At 69.3% G+C, this 19,970-nt stretch carries 20 protein-coding genes; 7 read left to right on the top strand and 13 right to left on the bottom strand.

All coding sequences use genetic code 11. The features are described from left to right. Positions 1 to 91: 91 nt before the first annotated feature. A complete protein-coding gene (locus EV691_RS21325; RefSeq protein ID WP_131300971.1) occupies positions 92 to 814 on the bottom strand; it encodes a TorF family putative porin in 723 nt (240 codons plus the stop codon). 235 nt (positions 815 to 1,049) lie between these two features. Here EV691_RS21325 and EV691_RS21330 point away from each other — a divergent pair, with 235 nt between their 5' ends. Continuing rightward, positions 1,050 to 1,913, top strand: coding sequence for a DMT family transporter (locus EV691_RS21330; protein WP_207390271.1), 864 nt, complete (start codon positions 1,050 to 1,052; stop codon positions 1,911 to 1,913). Between the two features lie 28 nt (positions 1,914 to 1,941). On the opposite strand, the gene EV691_RS21335 is transcribed toward EV691_RS21330, so the two are convergent. From EV691_RS21335 to EV691_RS21365, 7 genes are all read right to left on the bottom strand, one after another. Continuing rightward, positions 1,942 to 2,391 carry a tellurite resistance TerB family protein gene (locus EV691_RS21335; RefSeq protein ID WP_131254876.1) on the bottom strand — a complete coding sequence of 150 codons (450 nt, stop codon included), beginning with the start codon at positions 2,389 to 2,391 and terminating at the stop codon, positions 1,942 to 1,944. Between the two features lie 238 nt (positions 2,392 to 2,629). Continuing rightward, on the bottom strand, positions 2,630 to 3,121 hold the full coding sequence (locus tag EV691_RS21340; protein ID WP_131300973.1) for a YMGG-like glycine zipper-containing protein: 492 nt from the start codon (positions 3,119 to 3,121) through the stop codon (positions 2,630 to 2,632). Between the two features lie 132 nt (positions 3,122 to 3,253). Next, positions 3,254 to 4,201 carry a lysylphosphatidylglycerol synthase transmembrane domain-containing protein gene (locus EV691_RS21345; protein ID WP_131300975.1) on the bottom strand — a complete coding sequence of 316 codons (948 nt, stop codon included), beginning with the start codon at positions 4,199 to 4,201 and terminating at the stop codon, positions 3,254 to 3,256. Positions 4,202 to 4,472: 271 nt separating this feature from the next. Further along, complete coding sequence (gene ureC, locus EV691_RS21350) at positions 4,473 to 6,173, bottom strand: urease subunit alpha (protein WP_131300977.1); 1,701 nt, start codon at positions 6,171 to 6,173, stop codon at positions 4,473 to 4,475. Between the two features lie 101 nt (positions 6,174 to 6,274). After that, positions 6,275 to 6,580, bottom strand: a complete 306-nt coding sequence (locus tag EV691_RS21355; RefSeq protein ID WP_131300979.1) for an urease subunit beta — start codon at positions 6,578 to 6,580, stop codon at positions 6,275 to 6,277. 10 nt (positions 6,581 to 6,590) lie between these two features. Next, positions 6,591 to 6,893, bottom strand: a complete 303-nt coding sequence (locus EV691_RS21360) for an urease subunit gamma (RefSeq protein ID WP_131300981.1) — start codon at positions 6,891 to 6,893, stop codon at positions 6,591 to 6,593. Then, on the bottom strand, positions 6,894 to 7,733 hold the full coding sequence (locus EV691_RS21365; RefSeq protein WP_131300983.1) for an urease accessory protein UreD: 840 nt from the start codon (positions 7,731 to 7,733) through the stop codon (positions 6,894 to 6,896). A 446-nt stretch (positions 7,734 to 8,179) separates the two neighbouring features. On the opposite strand from EV691_RS21365, the gene EV691_RS21370 reads away from it, so the two are divergent. The 3 genes from EV691_RS21370 to EV691_RS21380 all read left to right on the top strand — a co-directional run bounded on the left by EV691_RS21370 (position 8,180) and on the right by EV691_RS21380 (position 11,176). Then, on the top strand, positions 8,180 to 9,574 hold the full coding sequence (locus EV691_RS21370; RefSeq protein ID WP_131300985.1) for an ethanolamine ammonia-lyase subunit EutB: 1,395 nt from the start codon (positions 8,180 to 8,182) through the stop codon (positions 9,572 to 9,574). A gap of 94 nt (positions 9,575 to 9,668) precedes the next feature. After that, a complete protein-coding gene (gene eutC / locus EV691_RS21375; RefSeq protein ID WP_131300987.1) occupies positions 9,669 to 10,481 on the top strand; it encodes an ethanolamine ammonia-lyase subunit EutC in 813 nt (270 codons plus the stop codon). A 62-nt stretch (positions 10,482 to 10,543) separates the two neighbouring features. Then, complete coding sequence (locus EV691_RS21380; protein ID WP_131300988.1) at positions 10,544 to 11,176, top strand: pseudouridine synthase; 633 nt, start codon at positions 10,544 to 10,546, stop codon at positions 11,174 to 11,176. A 16-nt stretch (positions 11,177 to 11,192) separates the two neighbouring features. Here EV691_RS21380 and EV691_RS21385 read toward each other — a convergent pair whose 3' ends face one another. The 5 genes from EV691_RS21385 to EV691_RS21405 all read right to left on the bottom strand — a co-directional run bounded on the left by EV691_RS21385 (position 11,193) and on the right by EV691_RS21405 (position 14,855). Beyond that, positions 11,193 to 12,011 carry an FkbM family methyltransferase gene (locus EV691_RS21385; protein ID WP_131300990.1) on the bottom strand — a complete coding sequence of 273 codons (819 nt, stop codon included), beginning with the start codon at positions 12,009 to 12,011 and terminating at the stop codon, positions 11,193 to 11,195. A gap of 381 nt (positions 12,012 to 12,392) precedes the next feature. After that, positions 12,393 to 12,596, bottom strand: coding sequence for a DUF2788 domain-containing protein (locus EV691_RS21390; RefSeq protein ID WP_039805838.1), 204 nt, complete (start codon positions 12,594 to 12,596; stop codon positions 12,393 to 12,395). A gap of 59 nt (positions 12,597 to 12,655) precedes the next feature. Next, complete coding sequence (locus tag EV691_RS21395) at positions 12,656 to 13,135, bottom strand: Lrp/AsnC family transcriptional regulator (protein ID WP_089169138.1); 480 nt, start codon at positions 13,133 to 13,135, stop codon at positions 12,656 to 12,658. 334 nt (positions 13,136 to 13,469) lie between these two features. Further along, complete coding sequence (locus EV691_RS21400) at positions 13,470 to 14,354, bottom strand: cation diffusion facilitator family transporter (RefSeq protein WP_131300992.1); 885 nt, start codon at positions 14,352 to 14,354, stop codon at positions 13,470 to 13,472. Between the two features lie 81 nt (positions 14,355 to 14,435). Further along, on the bottom strand, positions 14,436 to 14,855 hold the full coding sequence (locus EV691_RS21405; RefSeq protein ID WP_131300994.1) for a polyribonucleotide nucleotidyltransferase: 420 nt from the start codon (positions 14,853 to 14,855) through the stop codon (positions 14,436 to 14,438). A gap of 105 nt (positions 14,856 to 14,960) precedes the next feature. Between EV691_RS21405 and hrpB the strand changes: the two genes are divergently transcribed. The 3 genes from hrpB to EV691_RS21420 all read left to right on the top strand — a co-directional run bounded on the left by hrpB (position 14,961) and on the right by EV691_RS21420 (position 19,874). Next, positions 14,961 to 17,477, top strand: coding sequence for an ATP-dependent helicase HrpB (hrpB, locus tag EV691_RS21410; protein WP_131300996.1), 2,517 nt, complete (start codon positions 14,961 to 14,963; stop codon positions 17,475 to 17,477). 66 nt (positions 17,478 to 17,543) lie between these two features. After that, entirely contained in the window at positions 17,544 to 18,275 is a 732-nt protein-coding gene (locus EV691_RS21415; protein ID WP_131300998.1) for an SDR family oxidoreductase, read from the top strand. A gap of 270 nt (positions 18,276 to 18,545) precedes the next feature. Further along, the gene (locus EV691_RS21420) at positions 18,546 to 19,874 is read left to right on the top strand and encodes a DEAD/DEAH box helicase (RefSeq protein ID WP_131301000.1); all 1,329 of its coding nucleotides are present in this window, start codon (positions 18,546 to 18,548) and stop codon (positions 19,872 to 19,874) included. Positions 19,875 to 19,970 lie beyond the last annotated feature (96 nt).

Here is a 19,970-nt window from a genome sequence, read left to right on the forward strand (position 1 = left end):
TTTGTATGCGGGACCATTCCCTGTCGCTCAGTCGGCTTCTGTCAGTCATGGCAAAAGCCCAGTTTTAGCACTGGGCTTGCGTCAACAGAACCTAGAACAGTGGATGCTCCAGGCGCAGCGTCAGGGAGTCGTCGCACTGGGCGTTCTGCCCCGAATAGGCGCTGCAGCCGCTGCCGCGCAGGTCCGAGCCACTGTAGCTGACGCCGACCTGCAGGCCGAGCCAGGGGCGCGACAGGTTCAGCGACCAGTCGTTGAAGCGCTGCAAGCTGGCGCCGTCGGACAGCTGCACCGGGCGGTCCAGGGCATGGTTGGCGTAGGTCAGGGTCATGTCCAGGTTCAGCGGGTGCAGCAGGTCCAAGTCGAGCAGCAGGGTGCCGTCGCTGCGCCCGGGGGCCAGGTTCCAAGCGGCGCCCAGGCGGCTGTCCGCGAGGCTGATGCCGGCGTACAGCTCGTGCCGGTCGAGGTCTTCCAGGCGCGGGAAGCTGTAGCGGATCAGGCCGAACTCGTAGCCCAGGGTGTCGTCGGAGGCGCGCTGGTAGCCCAGGTAGGAGTTCAGCTCCAGCCGGCTGTTGCCGAGCAGGCCGGCGCTCGGCGACCAGTTGCCGAGGTACCAGCCGTCGGGGTGGGTCAGGTCGAAGCCGCCGTGGAAAGTGCCGACCCGCTCCGGCTGCACCAGTCCCTGGGCCATGCTGCGGCTCGGCGTCGAGCCGAGTTTCAGTTCGAGGTCGCCCAGTTCGCGCTCCAGCATCTGGGCCGGTGCCGTCGCGGCCGCTCCGGCGAGCAGCGCCAGAACCGCCTTGCTCCTGCCAATCATCGCTTTCTCCCTGTTTCCGCTTGGGCCGCCGGCTGCCTCCGTATCCAGCCGATGCCTCGGGCAAGGCCGCAGGATAACGCCTGCCCGGCGGCCAGGCCCAGTCGTGTCAAAGAGCCAGAGGGTTTGTTGCATTCGCTGCAATGGCATGCGGGTGTTTTTGCGCTTGATGCTTATCAAGCATAACGCTTAGGCTGCTTTCGGTTCCTTCCGTCCGTCCCTTGTCGAGGGTTCGTCCTTGAACACCGCCTCCCATCCATTCCACGGGATACTGCTGATTCTCGCCGCCGGACTGGTCCTGGCCAGCCATGACGGCATGGCCAAGTACCTGGCGCTGAGCCATCCGCTGATCCTGGTGGTCTGGGCGCGCTATCTGTCGCAGAGCACCGCGATGCTGCTGCTGTTCGGGCCGCGCCGGGGATTGGCCATCGTCCGCACATCCCACCCGCTGCTGCAGCTGGTCCGGGGGCTGTGCCTGGTCGCGGTCAGCCTGCTGTTCGTCTCGTCCCTGCGCCACATCCCGATTGGCGAGGCGACCGCGGTGCTGTTCCTGGCGCCGCTGTTCATCACCGGCCTGTCGGCGACGCTGCTGCGCGAGCGGGTCAGCCGCGGCCAGTGGGGGGCGGTGATCCTCGGTCTGCTCGGCGTGCTGGTCATCGTGCGGCCGGGCGGCGCGCTGTTCACCCCGGCGGCCCTGCTGCCGCTGGGCGCGGCGCTGTGTCTGGCGGTCTTCATGCTGCTCACCCGGCGTCTCAGCGAGAGCGACGACCCGGTCACCTGCAACTTCCTCTCCAGCCTGGTCGGCTCCCTGCTGCTGAGCCTGCTGGTGCCGTTCTACTGGGAGACGCCCGACCTGCACGACGGCCTGCTGCTCTCCGTGGTGGGCGGCGTGGCGATGCTCGGGCACCTGCTGCTGAGCCATGCGTACCGCTACGCCAGTGCCGCGACCCTGGCGCCCTTCACCTATTCGCAGCTGATCTTCGCCGTGCTGGTCGGCCTTGTCGCCTTTGGCCATGTGCCCGATGGCGGCGCCCTGCTGGGCATCGCCATCGTCATCGCCAGCGGGGTGCTGTCGGTCTGGGTGCAGCGGCGGACGGCCTGAGCGCCTGCCGCTGCGGCCGGGGAGGGAATCAGAGCCCGAAGTCGCCCGGGTTCAGGCCGAGTTCGGCGCAGATGCTGCGGCAGACGGTGCGCTCGCCTTCGTCGAAGTTGCCGTCGGAGTTGCCGATCGCACAGCAGACGCGCACCAGCAGGCGGGCTGCATCGTCCTTGCCGCGCAGCTTGCAGACCGTGCGCAGCGCCTCGGCGCGGCCGATCTCGGCATCGAATTCGAACTTGAGGCAGATGTCGGTGAAGGCCTTGATGACCTCGTTGAGCTCGAACACCTTGAGCTCGTTCGAGTTCTGGATGAAGCCGATCATCTTCTGCTTTTCGCTGCTGCTGATGCTGCCGTCGGCGGCCGCCACCAGCGCGCAGCCGGCGACCACTGCTTCCATGAACTCGCGGTTGCGGAACTTGGTCACTTCGGTGGCGAGCTTTTCGCGTGCTGCAGCCGTGTTGCTTTTCAGCCAATCGAGCATTGGGTTACTCCTGATCAAGTGTTGCCGGGGACGGCGGTCGACTATGGTCGATCCGCTGCGGTTTGGCCAGTGCCGTGCCCGGGCCGGGCGCGGGATACGGCCCGGCAGCCCGTGCAGGGCCTGACGCCCGGCGCAGGCATGGATATGTATCCGGATTTTTGGGTTTCAAGGGCGAGGCCCGTTTCGGTACCCGGCGCGGGCCTTCTGCCAGGCATCGCGGCCGGCGGTTGGGGCGGGCTCAGGGGCTGACCGAGTAGCCGCGGGCGCTCATGCAGTTGATATAGGCCTGCTCCGCGTTGGCGCTGCTCTGCTCGCTGCTTTGATCGGCACGGCGGTCCTCGCGGCGCTCCTGGCGCTGGCGGGAGCCGCCGACCGCCGCGCCGGCGGCAGCCGTCTGGCGGGCCTGTTCCTGGCGGTACTCCTCCTTGATGTCGTCGTCGACCTTGTCGTAGAGCTCCTCGTGCTGCTTGCCGCGCACCTCGGCGGCCGCCGCGCCGGCCACGGCGCCCCGCGCCGCGCCGCGCGCCCGCCCGCCGCCCTGTGAGTCGTCGCTCTGGCTGGACGAGCTGGCCTGGGTGCTACCGGCCTGCGACTGGCAGGCGGCGACGTCCGCCTGGATCTGTTCCGGGGTCTGGCCCTTCAGCGGGATCACGGTGGCCGCGCGGGCATCGAGCAGCGCGCCGGCCAGCAGCAGTCCCGTGAAGGCATGCAGGGCAGTGAATCGGGGCATGGGTAGTTCTCCTGAAGTTCGCCGAAGCGTGGTAGTCCCTCCAGTCTGGACCCGCCCCCGCGGTCCTGCACGGCGCCGCCGCGCCCTTCTTCAGAAGAGGAAATAGCGCCGCGCCAGCGGCAGCCCCTCGGGTCAATGGTCTCCGGCGGCGTCGCGGCGGGCCTGCCACTGGCTCCATTCGAAGCCCAGCACCACCAGCAGCGACAGGACGAAGGGTATCAGCAGGTAGAAGCCGCGGAACACGACCAGTGCGGCCAGCACGTCCGCCGGATCGAGTTCCGGCAGGGCGGCGAGGAAGGTCACCTCGAGCACGCCGAGGCCGCCGGGGGCGTGCGACAGCAGGGCCAGGGAGAAGGAGGCGAGGAACACGCCGAGTACCGTCAGGTAGTCGGGGCTGTTTTCCGCCGGCAGGGCGAAATAGATGATCGCGGCGGCGCAGAGCAGCTCCAGCGGTCCGGCGAGCAACTGGCGGCCGACGATCGGCAGGCTCGGGTACTCGATGTGCAGCTTGCCCAGGGTCCAGGGCTTGAACTGGCGCCAGGAGCCGAGCACGTAGAGGGCCACCAGCGACAGCAGGGCGCTGCCGATCGTCACCGAGAGCGGCGGCGGGATCTCGACCAGGCGCTGGATCAGCGCGGGCTGCAGCACCAGCACGCAGCCGCCGGTCAGCAGGGTGCCGAGGGCGAAGGTCAAGGAGCAGAAGACGATGAGGATGCCGATCTCGTGGGGCGACAGGCCCTTGGTGCGGTAGGCGCGGTAGCGCACCATGGCGCCGGAGAACACCGAGGCGCCGATGTTGTGGGCCAGGGCGTAGGTGGTGAAGGAGCAGAGGGTGATGAAGCGCCAGGGGATGCGCTTGCCCAGGTGGGCGATGGCGATACGGTCGTACCAGGCCAGCGCCCAGTAGGCGCCGCAGGTGGCCGTCGAAGCCATCAGCCAGCCACTGGCGGGGATCGCCCGCAGGCTGTCGGCGATATCTCCCAGGGAAATGTTGCGCAGCTCGCGATAGAGCAGGAAACAGGACAGTACCACCGCCCCGAGGCCGATCAGCGTCCAGATGAGATCGCTTCGTTTTTTCAAGGGGTTGGCTCCTTGTTCTCGCGACGGACGTTTCGTACGACGCCTTTAGTGCCTGTTTCGTGGCCAGCGTGACGCATGGCGCCGCGCAGTATCCCGAAGCCGCCGGCCGGGCTCAACCCGCCCCGCGCATTCGGGGCGTTACCGGACGTGTCATGTCCAGGCGGGCGCGCGCGGCGCCGATGAGCGGCAGCCGGCCCGCCGCGACCGGCGGGCTTGGCGGTGGTCGCTGCCAGTGATTATGGCTAAAAGCCATTGCTGGCCGGCCGAGAGGTTAGAAGAGGAAGTAGCGCTGCGCCAGCGGCAGCACCTCGGCCGGTTCGCACCAGAGCAGCTGGCCGTCGGCCCTGACCTGGTAGGTCTGCGGGTCGACCTCGATCTGCGGGGTGGCGCCGTTGTGGATCAGGTCCTTCTTCTGCAGGTTGCGGCAGCCCTTGACCACGCCGATGCGCTTCTGCAGCCCGAGCCGTTCCGGCACTCCGGCGGCCAGCGCCGCCTGGCTGATGAAGGTGATGCTGGTGGCATGGCGCGCGCCGGCGAAGCTGGCGAACATCGGCCGGTAGTGCACCGGCTGCGGGGTGGGGATCGAGGCGTTGGCGTCGCCCATCAGGCTCGCGGCGATGGCGCCGCCCTTGAGGATCAGGGACGGCTTCACGCCGAAGAAGGCCGGACGCCAGAGCACCAGGTCGGCCCACTTGCCGACCTCCACCGAGCCGACCTCGTGGCTGATGCCGTGGGTGATCGCCGGGTTGATGCTGTACTTGGCGACATAGCGCTTGACCCGGAAGTTGTCGTTGCCCGGCGCGTCCTCGGGCAGGGCGCCGCGCTGCTTCTTCATCTTGTCGGCGGTCTGCCAGGTGCGGACGATCACCTCGCCGACCCGGCCCATGGCCTGGCTGTCGGAGCTGATCATGCTGAGGGCGCCGAGGTCGTGGAGGATGTCCTCGGCGGCGATGGTCTCGCGGCGGATGCGGCTTTCGGCAAACGCAACGTCCTCGGCGATGCTCGGGTCGAGGTGGTGGCAGACCATCAGCATGTCCAGGTGCTCGTCGATGGTGTTGCGGGTGAACGGGCGGGTCGGGTTGGTCGAGCTGGGCAGCACGTTGGGCAGGCTGCAGGCCTTGATGATGTCCGGCGCGTGGCCGCCGCCGGCGCCTTCGGTGTGGTAGGTGTGGATGGTGCGGCCCTTGAAGGCGGCCAGGCTGGTCTCGACGAAGCCGGATTCGTTGAGGGTGTCGGTGTGGATCGCCACCTGCACGTCATACTGGTCGGCGACGCTCAGGCAGTTGTCGATGGCCGCCGGGGTGGTGCCCCAGTCTTCGTGCAGTTTGAGGCCGATGGCACCGGCCTCGATCTGCTCGACCAGCGGCTGCGGCAGGCTGGCGTTGCCCTTGCCGGTGAAGCCGAGGTTCATCGGGAAGGCGTCGGCGGCCTGCAGCATGCGCGCGATGTGCCAGGGACCGGGGGTGACGGTGGTGGCGTTGGTGCCGGTGGCCGGTCCCGTACCGCCGCCGATCATGGTGGTGATGCCGCTCATCAGCGCCTCTTCGATCTGCTGCGGGCAGATGAAGTGGATGTGGCTGTCGATGCCGCCGGCGGTGAGGATCATGCCCTCGCCGGCGATCACTTCGGTGGCGGCGCCGATGGCGATGGTCACCCCCAGCTGGATGTCCGGGTTGCCGGCCTTGCCGATGGCGGCGATGCGCCCGTTCTTGAGGCCGACGTCGGCCTTGACGATGCCCCAGTGATCGAGGATCAGTGCGTTGGTGATCAGGGTGTCGACCACCGCGTCACTCGCGAGCTGGCCCTGGCCCATGCCGTCGCGGATCACCTTGCCGCCGCCGAACTTCACTTCCTCGCCGTAGACGGTGAAATCCTGCTCCACCTCGATCCACAGGTCGGTGTCGGCCAGGCGCACGCGGTCGCCGACCGTGGGGCCGAACATGTCGGCGTAGGCTTGTCTGCTGATTTTCATGGCGTTCGTTCCTGTTCTCAGGGTGGACAACGCTTTACTTGTCCACCGCGTGTTCCGTGAGCGGTGGAAAAGCCTGCGGCGTTTTCCACCCGACCCATGCCTCAGAGTTCGCCCATCACCCGTCCGGCGAAGCCGTAGACCCGGCGCAGGCCGGCCAGCTCGACCAGCTCGACCTCGCGGCTCTGTCCCGGCTCGAAGCGCACCGCGGTGCCGGCCGGGATGTTCAGGCGCATGCCGCGGGCCTGGGCGCGGTCGAAGAGCAGCGCGTCGTTGGTTTCGAAGAAGTGGTAGTGGGAGCCGACCTGGATCGGCCGGTCGCCCGTGTTGGCCACGGACAGGATGAGGGTGCGGCGGCCGGCGTTGAGTTCTATTTCGCCGTCCTGGATCTGGTATTCGCCGGGGATCATCGCGGGCTCCTCATGCGATCGGTTGGTGCACGGTCACCAGCTTGGTGCCGTCGGGGAAGGTGGCCTCGATCTGGATCTCCGGGATCATCTCCGGCACGCCCTCCATCACCTGGTCGCGGGTCAGCAGGGTGGTGCCGATGTGCATCAGCTCGGCCACCGAGTGGCCGTCGCGGGCGCCCTCGAGCAGGGCGGCGGAAATGTAGGCCACGGCTTCCGGGTGGTTGAGCCTGAGGCCGCGGGCCAGGCGCCGCTCGGCCAGCAGGCCGGCGGTGAAGATCAGCAGCTTGTCTTTCTCGCGGGGCGTCAGATCCATTCAGGTGCTCCAGATGCGGGGGGGAAGGGCGTCGCGGCCGAGCAGGGCGGGGCGCAGCAGGCGCCAGAGGTCGATCAGCCAGGCACGGGCGTGCAGTGCCTGGTCGGCCAGGCAGCGGCCGACCAGCAGATTCGGCAGTTGGGTGAGGTCGCCGCGCACCTGCGTGGGGAGTTCGCGGCAGCGCGCCAGCAGCGCGGCGTCGATCTCGCCGGTGACCAGAAGGGTGGCGAACACCGGCGCGCCGTCCAGGCCGATCGGCGAGTCGAGCAGGCCGTCGCCGCCGTCCAGGCGCTGGCGCTCGTGCCAGAGCAGGCGGCCGTCGCGGTGGATGTCCAGGGCGGCGCGGTAATGGCCGGCGGCGAAGCGCTCGTCGCTGGCCGGCCGGCCGAGGGCGACGATATCCCAGTAGCACAGCCGGGCGTCGCCCTCCAGTTCGATCCGCGTGGACAGCTCGGCCTGGGCGGCGGAGTAGACGATGGTTTCCTGGGGCAGCCATTCCAGGGTGGCGCCGGCCGCCACGCGCAACCTTAATTGCTGCATGGCCGGGGCGGCGGCGCGATACCACTTGGCCGCGCCGGGGCTGGTCAGCTGCGCCCAGGCGCCGCTGCCGACCTCGGCGGCGATCTCCAGGCGGTCGCCGCCGGCGATGCCGCCCGGCGGATGGACGAGGATGTGCTGGCAGACCTGCGGCCCTTCCGGGTAGAGGTGTTTCTGCACCCGCAGCGGCCCTGCGTGGCGGCGGCGCACCGGGCGCGTGGCATCGCCGGCGCGGGCATAGGCGAGGTCCAGCTCGGCGTGCCAGGCGGGGCTGAACAGGACGGGAGCCGTGGGCGCGTTCATCGGGGTCTGCCGTGGTCGTGGAGCGCCAGTGTAGCGTGGCGCCGAGGGTCGCTCTAGCCGACCCGGTGGCAGTGGGTAGGCTGGCGGCCGCGGCTCTGCTTCAATGGCGTCGGAGCATCCCGTCGGAGCGAGGGGCGCTAGGGCCTGTTGACGTTTGGGCGTAGGCCGCGACGGCGGCCCGTCTGGCGCAGAACAAGGAACGAGGAGAGAAGTTTGGTCATTCCAAATGAACGACGAGCGACGCCGTGCTGCGCCAAACGGGCCCCGTCCCTTCGGGTTGCGCGTCAAATGCCGCCATGCGGCGTTGCGGGTCTTGGCAAGGGAATGACCATTGCCGGCGACCCGCGCCTTGCCTGGCGGCATTTGGCGCGGCAACGCGGCTCACGCCCAAACGTCAACAGGCCCTAAGGTTTCCGCACACGACCTTTTTCCGGGAGGGAATTCCCATGAGCGGTTTTGCCCATGCCGTCGGCGGCCAGACCTGGCGCTTCGACAGTCTTCGCGAACTGCTGGCCAAGGCCAGTCCGGCGCGCTCCGGCGACTACCTGGCCGGGGTGGCGGCAGAGAGCGACGCCGAACGGGTGGCGGCGCAGATGGCGCTGGCCGAGGTGCCGCTCGGGCACTTCCTGAACGAGGCGGTGATCCCCTACGAGGCGGACGAGGTCACCCGGCTGATCCTCGACAGCCACGACGCCGCGGCCTTCGCCCCGGTGGCCCATCTCACCGTCGGCGGCCTGCGCGACTGGCTGCTCGGTCCGGCGGCCGACGAGGCCGGTCTGCGCGCCCTGGCGCCGGGGCTGACCCCGGAGATGGCCGCTGCGGTATCCAAGCTGATGCGCGTCCAAGACCTGGTGCTGGTGGCGCAGAAGATCCGCGTGGAGACGCGCTTTCGCAACAGCCTCGGGCAGCGCGGACGGCTCTCCACCCGCCTGCAGCCCAACCATCCCACCGACGATCCGGCGGGCATCGCCGCCAGCGTGCTGGACGGCCTGCTCTACGGCAACGGCGACGCGGTGATCGGCGTCAACCCGGCCAGCGACAGCCTGGAGGCGATCGGCGAACTCTTGAAGATGCTCGACGCGGTGATCCAGCACTACCAGATTCCCACCCAGGCCTGCGTGCTCACCCACGTCACCTCGTCGATCGCCGCCATCGAACGCGGCCTGCCGGTCGACCTGGTGTTCCAGTCGATCGCCGGCACTGAGGCGGCCAACGCCAGCTTCGGCATCGACCTCGCAATGCTGCGCGAGGGTTACGAGGCCGGCCTCAGCCTCAAGCGCGGCAGCCTCGGCGACAACCTCATGTACTTCGAGACCGGGCAGGGCAGCGCGCTGTCGGCCAACGCCCACCACGGCGTCGACCAGCAGACCTGCGAGGCGCGCGCCTACGGCGCGGCGCGGCGCTTCAGGCCGCTTCTGGTGAACACCGTGGTCGGCTTCATCGGTCCGGAATACCTCTACAACGGCAAGCAGATCATCCGCGCGGGGCTCGAGGACCACTTCTGCGGCAAGCTGCTCGGCCTGCCGATGGGCTGCGACATCTGCTACACCAACCACGCCGAGGCCGACCAGGACGACATGGACATGCTGCTGACCCTGCTCGGCGTGGCCGGGGTCAACTTCATCATGGGCGTGCCCGGCTCCGACGACGTGATGCTCAACTACCAGAGCACCTCCTTCCACGACGCCCTCTACGCCCGGCAGAGCCTCGGCCTGCGCGCCGCGCCGGAGTTCGAGGCGTGGCTCGCGCGGATGGGCATCCTGCGTCAGGAAGGCGGCCGGCTGACCTTGGGCGACGAGCTGCCGGCGGCCTTCCGCCCGGCGCTGGCGCGCCTGTCCTGAACCGCTTGCCCTGTAGGAGCGGATTTATCCGCGATATTCCGCTGGATCGCGGATAAATCCGTTCCAACAAGAGCCACCTATTCCGAGGTTTCCGATGTCCGACAGATCCCCCACCACCGAAAACCCCTGGCAGCAGCTGCGCCGCCTGACCCCGGCGCGCATCGCTCTCGGCCGCGCCGGCGCCAGCCTGCCGACCGCGGCACACCTTTCCTTCCAGTTCGCCCATGCCCAGGCGCGCGACGCCGTGCACCTGCCGTTCGAACCCGCCGCCCTGCAGGACGGGCTGCGCCAGCGCGGCCTCGACAGCCTGCTGCTGCACAGCGCCGCCCGGGACCGCGACACCTACCTGCAACGGCCCGACCTGGGGCGCCGGCTGCAGGCCGATTGCGCCGCCCGGCTGCGCGAGCACCGGGCCGCGCACGGCGGCGGCCGGGATCTGGCCATCGTCGTCGCTGACGGACTCTCGGCGCTGGCCGTGCAGCGCCACGCCCTGCCGCTGCTCGACTGCCTGCTGGAGCGGCTGCCGGCCGAAGGCTGGTCGCTGGCGCCGGTCAGCCTGGTCGAGCAGGGCCGGGTGGCGGTGGCCGACGAGATCGGCGAACTGCTCGGCGCGCGGATGACGGTCATCCTCATCGGCGAGCGCCCCGGTCTCAGCTCGCCGGACAGCCTGGGCCTGTACTTCACCTTCGCGCCGCGCATCGGCCTCACCGACGCCGCGCGCAACTGCATCTCCAACGTGCGCCCGGAGGGTCTGAGCTACGCGATGGCCGCCCACAAGCTGCTCTACCTGATGCGCGAGGCCAGCCGCCGCCAGCTCTCCGGGGTGGAACTGAAGGACGAGGCGCAACTGCTGCAACTGGACGGCGGCGCCTCGGGGCCGGGCAACTTCCTGCTCGGCGAGGGCTGAGGCTTGCCGGAGGCAAGGGGCGCCCCTAGCATGGGCGCCCCTTTTTGTCCGGTGAACCCTCCATGGCCCGCCCAGCCCGTCCCGCATCCCGCCGTCCCGCCGGCCAGGTGCCCGCCCGCCGTCCGGGTCCGCCCAAGGCGCCGCCGGCCGCGCCGCGGCTGATCCTGTTCAACAAGCCGTTCGACGTGCTCACCCAGTTCAGCGGCGGCGACGGGCGGGCGACTCTCAAGGACTTCATCCCGGTTCCCGGCGTCTATCCGGCCGGGCGCCTGGACCGCGACAGCGAGGGCCTGCTGCTGTTGACCAGCGACGGCCGCCTGCAGGCGCGCATCGCCGATCCCAGGCACAAATTGGCCAAGACCTACTGGGTGCAGGTGGAGGGCGAACCGAGCGACGAGCAGCTCCAGCGCCTGCGCGAGGGGGTGACGCTCAACGACGGCCCGACCCTGCCGGCCGAGGCGCGCAGGCTCCCAGAACCCGAACTCTGGCCGCGCGATCCGCCGGTGCGCTTTCGCAAGAGCGTGCCGACCGCCTGGCTGGAGCTGACCATCCGCGAGGGGCGCAACCGCCAGGTGCGGCGCATGACCGCCGCGGTCGGCCTGCCGACCCTGCGCCTGGTGCGGGTGCGCATCGGCCCCTGGAGCCTGGAGGGGCTGGCACCGGGGGAGTGGAAGGAAGTGCCGGCGCGGTTGTGAGGGGGAAGGGAAGTGATTATTCCCGCATGGCATGCGTGTCGTACCAACTGTCATAGCTGAACACACGGTGAAGCCGGCGAAGCATCTGCGTGCGTTTGACCACTTTCGATGGAGGGCTATGGACGCCGATTGTCTTGTAACGAATGAATATCGGCACATAGGCGCGTATCGCTTGCCATTTGGTCAGCCACACACCATCGAGGTTGTCGCCAAAAGGTCCCGAGGCGCCTTCTTCAAACTTGTGACTGATCAACTCCCCGTTTCGGGTTCTGAACTTTCCGCCCTTGTGTTTTTTCTGGTTCACAAGCTTGAACTTTGTGTAGCCGAGATTTTCAAGAGTCTTGAACTCATTCAATAAATCGAACCAGGAAGTCATCGTCGACTCAAGCGATAGGTATTTCGGGCGGTACTCCATGCTTTTGAGAGCATTGACGCAGCACATATCGGCGCCTTCTATGTCGATTTTCAGGTAATGAGGGCAGCCGTATGTGTCGATGATCTTGGAAAAACGGATGCTTTCGACTGTTATCTCTTCCGATTCTGCGTCGAGCGCCTTGTTTCTCCTGGCCCACTCGGGATTTGCTGTCCCCCAGATGGATTTTTTCTTGTTGACGAAGAAGCTTATCGTGCCCTCCGTGTCGCCGATGGCTTTGTTGATCAATACAAAGCTGCCGTCGCCAATCTCTTTGCTGAATCTTTCTTTCAGATGGTCGGCAAGTACCGGGTTGGCTTCAATGGCGACTACGCGATAGCCGAGCTTGAAGTAGAAGTCGCAGTCTTCTCCTTTGTGTGCGCCTACATCGAAAATCAAGTCGGTCGATTCAGTTTCAGTCATGGCATCGCTCTCTTGTTGGCAATGACTTATCCAAATGCGTGCTTGTAATGTTTGTGTGTTATCCGCTATCGCGGCAATGGCAGTACACGACAGGACAACTGCATTACGCGTCGTAGCGAAGTCTGTTGCGCCGGCCTGTTTCACACACCGACATTCTGGCGTTTACAGCAAGGGTTCCCAAAAGGTCGTTATTGACCCTAGCACTGGCTGACCATTTTGGTAGGCCCTGCTGACGCCCGGAAAAGTCGGGGACCTACTCCCCCTTGACCGCGCCGAAGCCTGGGCGGCCTGGCGCCGGGGGAGTGGCGGGAGGGTGCCGGCGCGGTTGCGCAAGGAGCGGGGCTGCACCCGGCCTACGTTGCTCGATGATTCGGGGGACCCTCAGAACCCTTCCAGGCTGCCGATCACCAGGGTCTTGATGACGAAGCCGAGCACGCCGAGGCCGAGGGCGAAGAACAGCACCATGGTGCCGAGACGGCCGGCGTTGGACTTGCGCGCCAGGTCCCAGACGATGAACGCCATGTACAGGATGAGGCCGCTGACCAGGCCGATCATCATCCACTCTTCGAACACTTCGGGCTCCATTGCGACCTCCGGGCGGGTTCGTGACAAAGACCGGCGAGTATAGCGGAGTCGCCCGCGCCTCAGGTGCGCAGGTGGCCGAGCGGCAGCTCGGTGCTCGACTGCACCTGGCGCAGGACGAAGCTCGAGCGCACGCTGGAGACGCCATCGATGCGGGTCAGGGTGCCGAGCAGGAACTGCTGGTAGCTGTCCATGTCCGGTACCACCACCTTCAGCTGGTAGTCGGCGTCCATCCCGGTGACCAGGCTGCACTCCAGCACCTCTGGGCACTTGCCGATGATCGCCTCGAAATGCTCGAAGCGCTCCGGGGTGTGCCGGTCCATGCCGATCAGCACGTAGGCGGTGAGGGTCAGGCCGAGCTGCTTGCGGTCGAGCAGGGCCACCTGGCGCAGGATGTAGCCGTCGTCCTCGAGTTGCTTGACCCGCCGCGAGCAGGGCGAGGGCGACAGGCCGATGCGCTCGGCCAGCTCCTGATTGGAGAGGCGGGCGTCGTGCTGCAGTTCGGCGAGGATGCGCAGGTCGTAGCGGTCGAGTTTGCCCATGGCGGATGGCTCGTGTGGAAAGTTTGCCGATTATCTTGCTTTCCTGCTGAATGATTGCGCAAGTCGTGCTTTGGTAGGCAATGTTCGCAATCCTCTGTCGGAATCGCAGGTTTATTCTTTTCCCAACTTCGAGGCCCGGACATCTGGTCCACCCGGAGCGCCCAACCAGGCACTCCGGCGCCGCGCGATCTTACCGGGTCGCGCGGCACCCGGGCTCGCAGCACCCAACCAGGCCTGCGGGAAGACGGCGACAGCCTCGCCGGCAATGGACGAAACCGAAACGGGAGGAAAGGTCATGGCCTTTCCTCCCGTTTTCGTTGCTGCGCCCCTTCGCTCAGCCTGCCTCGCCCTGCGGCGGATCGGCATGCACCAGCACCTCGGCGCGCGGGAATTCCGCATGGATCGCCCGTTCCACCGCCTCGGTGCGCTGGTGGGCCTCGATCAGCGTCATCTCGCCCGGCAGCCGCACATGCAGCTGGACGAACCAGCGGGTGCCCGAGACGCGGGTGCGCAGGTCGTGCACGTCGATGACGTCCGGCACCCCGCCGGCCAGTGCGGCGATCCGCTCGCGCAGCTCCGGCGACAGTTCGGCGTCCATCAGCACGGTCACCGCTTCGCGGGCGATCTGCACGGCGCTCCACAGGATGTAGCCGGCGATGCCGAGGCCGAACAGCGCGTCCAGCTCGCCGAGACCGAACTGGACCAGCAGCAGGGCGAGCAGGATGCTGGTGTTGAGCAGCAGGTCGGAGCGGTAGTGCAGCGAGTCGGCGCGGATCGCCGTGGAGCCGGTCACCCGCACCACGTGGCGCTGGAGCAGCAGCAGGCCGGCGGTGGCCGCGAGCGACAGCAGGATCACCGCGATGCCCAGGGTCTGCGCGTACAGCGGCTGCGGATGCAGCAGGCGGTCGACGCCCTGCACGCCGACCAGGATGGCGCTGACGCCGATGAACGCCGCCTGGCCGAGGCCGGCCAGTGCCTCGGCCTTGCCGTGGCCGTAGCGGTGGTCGTCGTCCGCCGGACGCAGCGAGTAGTGCACCGCCAGCAGGTTGATCAGCGAGGCGGCGCCGTCCAGCAGCGAGTCGGTCAGGCCGGCGAGCAGGCTGACCGAGCCGCTCAGCCACCAGGCGATCGCCTTGGCCAGCGCCAGGCCGATGGCCACGGCCAGGGCGGCGGCGCTGGCCAGGCGCATCAGGCGGGCATGTTCCTGCGAGGTCGTCATCGGGAGGGCTCTTCAACGGCGCATGGAAAGCGGGGCGGCATAATAGCAGGGGGCGCCGCCGCGCCGGAGCCGGCGGCGGACTCAGGCGGCCGGGGCCAGGCCGAGGACGGCGAGCTGCTCGGGGCTGGCGCCCCGCGGCAGCGCGCGCAGTTCGCCCGCCGGCAGGGCGCGGCCGGTTTGCCGCTCGATCAGCGTCCTGAGCTGAACCGGGTCGACGCGCCCGTCGGCGTCGAGGGTGTCGCGCAGGGTTTCCGGGGCCACCGAGTAGCGTTCGCCCGGCGGCAGGTAGATGGCGCCGGTGGTGAAGTCGACGGCGAAGGCGATCACCCCCGGAATGATGTAGAAGAGCAGGCCGACGGCATCCAGGCCGGCGACCAGGTAGTCGATCTGGCCGTCGATCTGGCCGCGCCGGTCGGGGAAGAAGAGGCTGCCGCAGGCGCTCAACTGGGTGGTCAGGGCGACGGCCAGCAGGCCGCCCATGATGCGGGTTCGGGTGTGCATGAAACTGTCCTGATGGTTGTCCGCGGCAACTATAGCAAGGCCTCCGTGACAGGCGTCCACTGCTGGTGGCGGGCCCTATAATCGGCCCCCTGCCTGGAGTGCCCGATGAATCCGCTACCCATAGACGCCGTCCTGCCCGCCCTGCGCGAGGCCCTGTCCCTGCGCCACGAAGCCGTACTGGAGGCCCCGCCCGGCGCCGGCAAGACCACCCGCGTGCCGCTCGCCCTGCTCGACGAGCCCTGGCTCGCCGGGCAGCGCATCCTGATGCTCGAGCCGCGCCGGCTGGCCGCGCGGGCGGCGGCCGAGCGCCTGGCCAGCGAGCTGGGCGAGAAGGTCGGCGAGACGGTCGGCTACCGCATCCGCCTGGACAGCCGGGTCGGCCCGCGCACCCGCATCGAGGTGGTCACCGAGGGCATCCTCACCCGCCGCCTGCAGGACGACCCGGCGCTGGAGGGCGTCGGCCTGGTGATCTTCGATGAGTTCCACGAGCGCAGCCTGGACGCCGACCTGGCCCTGGCGCTGACCCTGAACGGCCGCGCCCTGCTGCGCGACACGCCGCTCAGGGTGCTGCCGATGTCCGCCACCCTGGAGGGCGAGCGGCTCGCCGCGCTGCTGGACGAGGCGCCGGTGGTGCGCAGCGAGGGGCGCATATATCCGGTGGAGATCCGCTGGGGGCGGTCGTTGCCGCCCGGCGAGCGGCTCGAGCCGCGGGTCCTGCAGACCGTGCTGCAGGCGCTCGACGAGGAGGGCGGCAGCCTGCTGGTGTTCCTGCCCGGCCAGGCGGAGATTCGTCGCCTGCACGAGCAACTGTCCGAGGCGCTGGCCGGGCGCGCCGAGATCCTGCTCTGCCCGCTGCACGGCGAACTGGACCTGAGCGCCCAGCGCGCCGCCATCGAGCCGGCGCCGGCCGGTACGCGCAAGGTCGTGCTGGCCACCAACATCGCCGAAACCAGCCTGACCATCGACGGCGTGCGCGTGGTGGTCGACGCGGGACTGGCGCGGGTGCCACGCTTCGACCCCGGCAGCGGCATGACCCGCCTGGACACCCAGCGCATCTCCCGTGCCTCGGCGACCCAGCGCGCCGGCCGCGCCGGCCGCCTGGAGCCGGGGGTCTGCTACCGGCTGTGGTCGCAGGCCCAGCACGAGCAGCTGGCCGCCCACGACGGCGCGGAAATCCTTGCGGCCGATCTCGCCGGCCTCGCCCTGCAACTGGCGCGCTGGGGCGTGGAACCAGCCGAGCTGGCCTGGCTCGATGCGCCGCCGGCGGCCGCCTTCGCCCAGGCCCGCGAGCTGCTGGCGCGGCTCGGCGCGCTCAGTCCCAGCGGCAGCCTGAGCGCCCACGGCCAGGCGATGGCCGGGCTGCCGGCGCATCCGCGCATCGCGCACCTTTTGCTGCGCGGCCAGGCGCTGGGCCTCGGCGCGCTGGCCTGCGATGTCGCTGCGCTGCTCGGCGAGCGCGACATCCTGCGCGGCGCCGGCGCCGACCTGCACAGCCGGCTGGCCCTGCTGAGCGGCGCCGAGCGGGCCGGGCGCGGCGCCCAGGGCGGCGTGCAGCGTGCCCGCCAACTGGCCCGCCAGTACCGCGGCCTGCTGCCGAAGGAGGCGAAGGAGAAAGTGGGCGATCCGGACGATCCGCGCTGGCTGGGGGCGCTGCTGGCCTTCGCCTATCCGGACCGCATCGCCTGCCAGCGGCGTCCCGGCGGCGGCGAATACCGCCTGGCCAACGGCCGCGCCGCGCAGTTCGCGGAAGCCGATGCGCTGATGAAGCACGCCTGGCTGGTGGTCGCCGAGCTGGGCAGTCGCCAGGGCCAGCGCGAGGAGCGCATCTACCTGGCGGCCGACCTCGACCCGGCGCTGTTCGACGGCGTGCTCGCCGAGCAGGTGACGGTGCGCGACGAGCTGGACTGGGACGAGCGCGAGGGCGTGCTGCGTGCCGAGCGCCAGCGGCGGATCGGCGAACTGGTGCTGGAGCGCCAGGCGCTGCCGGGGCTCGACGAGGCGGCGCGCGGCCGGGCGCTGGTCGCCCTGGTGCGCCGCAAGGGCCTGGAGCTGCTGCCCTGGACGCCCGAGCTGCGCCAGTGGCAGGCGCGGGTGGCGCTGCTGCGCCGCCTCGACCTGGCGGAAAGGGGCGAGAGCGACTGGCCGGACCTGTCCGACGCGGCCCTGCTGGCGACGCTTGAAGACTGGCTGGCGCCGTACCTCGGGCGGGTCTCGCGGCTCAGCCATTTCGCCGCCCTGGACCTGCCCGGCATCCTCGCCGGCCTGCTGTCCTGGCCGCTGCCGCAGCGCCTCGACGAGCTGGCGCCGCCCGCCGTCGCCGTGCCGTCCGGCTCGCGCATCCGCCTCGACTACGCCGAGGAGCCGCCGGTGCTCGCCGTGCGCCTGCAGGAGCTGTTCGGCCTGGCCGCGACGCCGCGCATCGCCGGCGGCCGGCTGGCGGTCAAGCTGCACCTGCTGTCGCCAGCGCGCCGGCCGGTGCAGGTCACCCAGGACCTGGCGAGCTTCTGGGCCAATACCTATGCCGAGGTGAAGAAGGATCTCAAGGGCCGCTATCCCAAGCACTACTGGCCGGACGATCCGCTGATCGCCGAACCCACCGCGCGGGCCAGGCCGCGAAAGTAGCGGCGCCCGGCGGACTATGCTGGAAGGGCGCGGGCGGCCGTGCCCGCGCCGCTTCCGGGAGGCGGCATGCATCGCAAGGTCTTTGCCAGCAGGGTGTTCGAGCGCCAGGTGGCGCTGATCGGCGGCGGCTGCTCCGGCGTCGGCCGGGCGCTGGCGGTGCGCCTGGCGCAGGCCGGCGCGCAGCTGGCCCTGCTCGACCGCGATCCGCTGGCGCTGGACAGCCTGGTCGAGCACCTGGCCGACCACCACAACACCGAGGCCTTCGGTCTGCCCTGCGACGTGAGCGATGCGCAGGCGGTGGAGCGCGCCGTGGTGCTGGTCGGCGAGCGCTTCGGCGGCATCGACCTGCTGGCCTGCTGCGCCGCCGTCGGCCGGCACGGCAGCGTCCTTGACACCGAGCCGGAGGTGTTCCGCGAGGTCATGGCGGTCAACTTCTTCGGCGCCCTGCATTGCGCCCGGGCGGCGTTGCCCAGCCTGCTGGCGCGGCGCGGGCAGATCGTCGTGGCCGGCGCGCTGACCGCCTTCGCGCCGGCGCGTCCCGGCCACGGCGCCGAGACCGCCAGCCGGCAGGCCCTGCTCGGGCTGTTCGAGGCGCTGCGTCTCGAGGTCGCGGCGGACGGCGTCAACGTGATGCTGGTCTGTACCGCTTCCCATGCCGGCGACCCCGGCGCGGACCGCCCGCCCACGGCGCAGGACATCGCCGAGGCGATCTTCCAGGGTGCGCTGCGTCGCCGCCACCTGCTGGTGCTCTCCGGCTGCGACTGGCGCACCCGGCTGCTGGCGCGGCTCGCCCGCTAGCCGCGCCCGGTCGCGTGCCGGGCGGGATGGATGGGGGGCGAGGAGGGGGGAGGCTTGCCGGCGGCGGCGGGACAGGATATGAACATGCGCGCCCGCCACGGCCTTCGCCCTTGAAGTCGGCCTTCGAATTCCGGCCGGCCGTGGAATAATCGCTCCGTTTCGTCGTCTGCTGTCCTTTTCGTCCGGCGCCGCTCCGCTTGTTGCCCACTTTTCGAGCAACCACGCAAATTTTGCGGGTAAAATGGCGCCTTTACATACTGGTGGCCTGTCATGACCTTCGCCTCTCTCGGCCTGATCGAGCCTCTTTTGCGGACTTTGCCCGTACTCGGTTACATCCTGCCCACGCCGGTGCAGCGCCAGGCGATTCCTGCGCTGCTCGCCGGCCGCGACCTGCTGGTGGCGGCGCAGACCGGCAGCGGCAAGACCGCCGGTTTCGCCCTGCCGGTGCTGCAGCGGCTGACCCTGGAGGGTCCGCCGGTGGCCGCCAATTCGGTGCGTGCGCTGGTGCTGGTGCCGACCCGCGAGCTGGCCGAGCAGGTCCATGGGTCCATTCGCGCCTGCGGCATGGAGCTGCCGCTGCGCACCGCCGTGGCCTACGGCGGGGTGAGCATCAACCCGCAGATGATGATGCTGCGCCCGGGCCTCGACGTGCTGGTGGCCACGCCCGGCCGCCTGCTCGACCTGTACCGGCAGAACGCCGTGCGTTTCGACCGGCTGCAGATCCTCGTGCTCGACGAGGCCGACCGCATGCTCGACCTGGGCTTCGCCCGCGAGCTGGACGAGCTTTTCGCCCTCTTGCCGAAGCAGCGCCAGACCCTGCTGTGCTCGGCGACCTTCTCCGAGGAGATCCGCCAGATCGCCACCGGCCTGTTGCGCGATCCCTTGACCATCGAGATCAGCGCGCCCAATTCGGCGGCGCCGAGCGTCGACCAGTGGCTGATCCCGGTGGACAAGAAGCGCAAGGTCGAGCTGTTCCTGCACCTGCTGGAGCGCGAGCGCTGGGAGCAGGTGCTGGTCTTCTCGCGCACCCGCAAGGGCGTCGAGCGGCTGGCCGAGGAGCTGCAGCAGCGCGGCTACCGGGCCGGCGCGATCCACGGCGACCTGCCGCAGCCGGCGCGCCTGCGCGCCCTGGAGCAGTTCAAGGCCGGCGAGCTGCAGGTGCTGGTGGCCACCGACGTGGCCTCGCGCGGGCTGGACATCCAGGGCCTGTCGCTGGTGGTCAATCTCGACCTGCCGGTCGCCCCCGAGTACTACGTGCATCGCATCGGCCGCACCGGCCGCGCCGGCGCCAGCGGCGAGGCGATCTCGCTGGTCTGTGCCGACGAGGTCGAACAGCTGGCCGCCATCGAGATGCTGATCCGCCAGCTGCTGCCGCGCCACGAGGAGCCGGAGTTCAGCCCCGAGCACCGGGTGCCGGAAACCGCCCTGGGCGGCGCGATCCTGAAGAAGCCGAAGAAGCCCAAGCAGAAGCTGATCCCCGGCGCCGGCGGCAACAGCCGCGTCCACCTCGGCGAGCTGCTCGACGACAAGGCCCGGCCGGCGGTGGAAGCGGTGCGCCAGATGCCCAACCTGAGCGCGCCGCCGGGCAAGAAGAAGTAGCCCTAGTGTCTCAACACACTTCAATCTGCGGATATAGGCTGCGTAGCTTGACCCTCGCATCCTGGGTGGTGAACTGCCAGTTGATCTTGGCATCGA

The sequence above is a fragment of the Azotobacter chroococcum genome, from assembly GCF_004339665.1.
Lineage (GTDB): Bacteria > Pseudomonadota > Gammaproteobacteria > Pseudomonadales > Pseudomonadaceae > Azotobacter > Azotobacter chroococcum.

What these genes read in the sequence shown, in the direction of transcription:
- EV691_RS21420 (WP_131301000.1), top strand. Translation starts at nt 18,546, where the DNA reads ATGACCTTCGCCTCTCTCGGCCTGATCGAGCCTCTTTTGCGGACTTTG.
- EV691_RS21370 (WP_131300985.1), top strand. Translation starts at nt 8,180, where the DNA reads ATGAGCGGTTTTGCCCATGCCGTCGGCGGCCAGACCTGGCGCTTCGAC.
- EV691_RS21365 (WP_131300983.1), bottom strand. Translation starts at nt 7,733, where the DNA reads ATGAACGCGCCCACGGCTCCCGTCCTGTTCAGCCCCGCCTGGCACGCC.
- EV691_RS21400 (WP_131300992.1), bottom strand. Translation starts at nt 14,354, where the DNA reads ATGACGACCTCGCAGGAACATGCCCGCCTGATGCGCCTGGCCAGCGCC.
- EV691_RS21405 (WP_131300994.1), bottom strand. Translation starts at nt 14,855, where the DNA reads ATGCACACCCGAACCCGCATCATGGGCGGCCTGCTGGCCGTCGCCCTG.
- EV691_RS21340 (WP_131300973.1), bottom strand. Translation starts at nt 3,121, where the DNA reads ATGCCCCGATTCACTGCCCTGCATGCCTTCACGGGACTGCTGCTGGCC.
- EV691_RS21355 (WP_131300979.1), bottom strand. Translation starts at nt 6,580, where the DNA reads ATGATCCCCGGCGAATACCAGATCCAGGACGGCGAAATAGAACTCAAC.
- EV691_RS21390 (WP_039805838.1), bottom strand. Translation starts at nt 12,596, where the DNA reads ATGGAGCCCGAAGTGTTCGAAGAGTGGATGATGATCGGCCTGGTCAGC.
- EV691_RS21360 (WP_131300981.1), bottom strand. Translation starts at nt 6,893, where the DNA reads ATGGATCTGACGCCCCGCGAGAAAGACAAGCTGCTGATCTTCACCGCC.
- hrpB (WP_131300996.1), top strand. Translation starts at nt 14,961, where the DNA reads ATGAATCCGCTACCCATAGACGCCGTCCTGCCCGCCCTGCGCGAGGCC.
- ureC (WP_131300977.1), bottom strand. Translation starts at nt 6,173, where the DNA reads ATGAAAATCAGCAGACAAGCCTACGCCGACATGTTCGGCCCCACGGTC.
- eutC (WP_131300987.1), top strand. Translation starts at nt 9,669, where the DNA reads ATGTCCGACAGATCCCCCACCACCGAAAACCCCTGGCAGCAGCTGCGC.
- EV691_RS21385 (WP_131300990.1), bottom strand. Translation starts at nt 12,011, where the DNA reads ATGACTGAAACTGAATCGACCGACTTGATTTTCGATGTAGGCGCACAC.
- EV691_RS21325 (WP_131300971.1), bottom strand. Translation starts at nt 814, where the DNA reads ATGATTGGCAGGAGCAAGGCGGTTCTGGCGCTGCTCGCCGGAGCGGCC.
- EV691_RS21395 (WP_089169138.1), bottom strand. Translation starts at nt 13,135, where the DNA reads ATGGGCAAACTCGACCGCTACGACCTGCGCATCCTCGCCGAACTGCAG.
- EV691_RS21415 (WP_131300998.1), top strand. Translation starts at nt 17,544, where the DNA reads ATGCATCGCAAGGTCTTTGCCAGCAGGGTGTTCGAGCGCCAGGTGGCG.
- EV691_RS21380 (WP_131300988.1), top strand. Translation starts at nt 10,544, where the DNA reads ATGGCCCGCCCAGCCCGTCCCGCATCCCGCCGTCCCGCCGGCCAGGTG.
- EV691_RS21335 (WP_131254876.1), bottom strand. Translation starts at nt 2,391, where the DNA reads ATGCTCGATTGGCTGAAAAGCAACACGGCTGCAGCACGCGAAAAGCTC.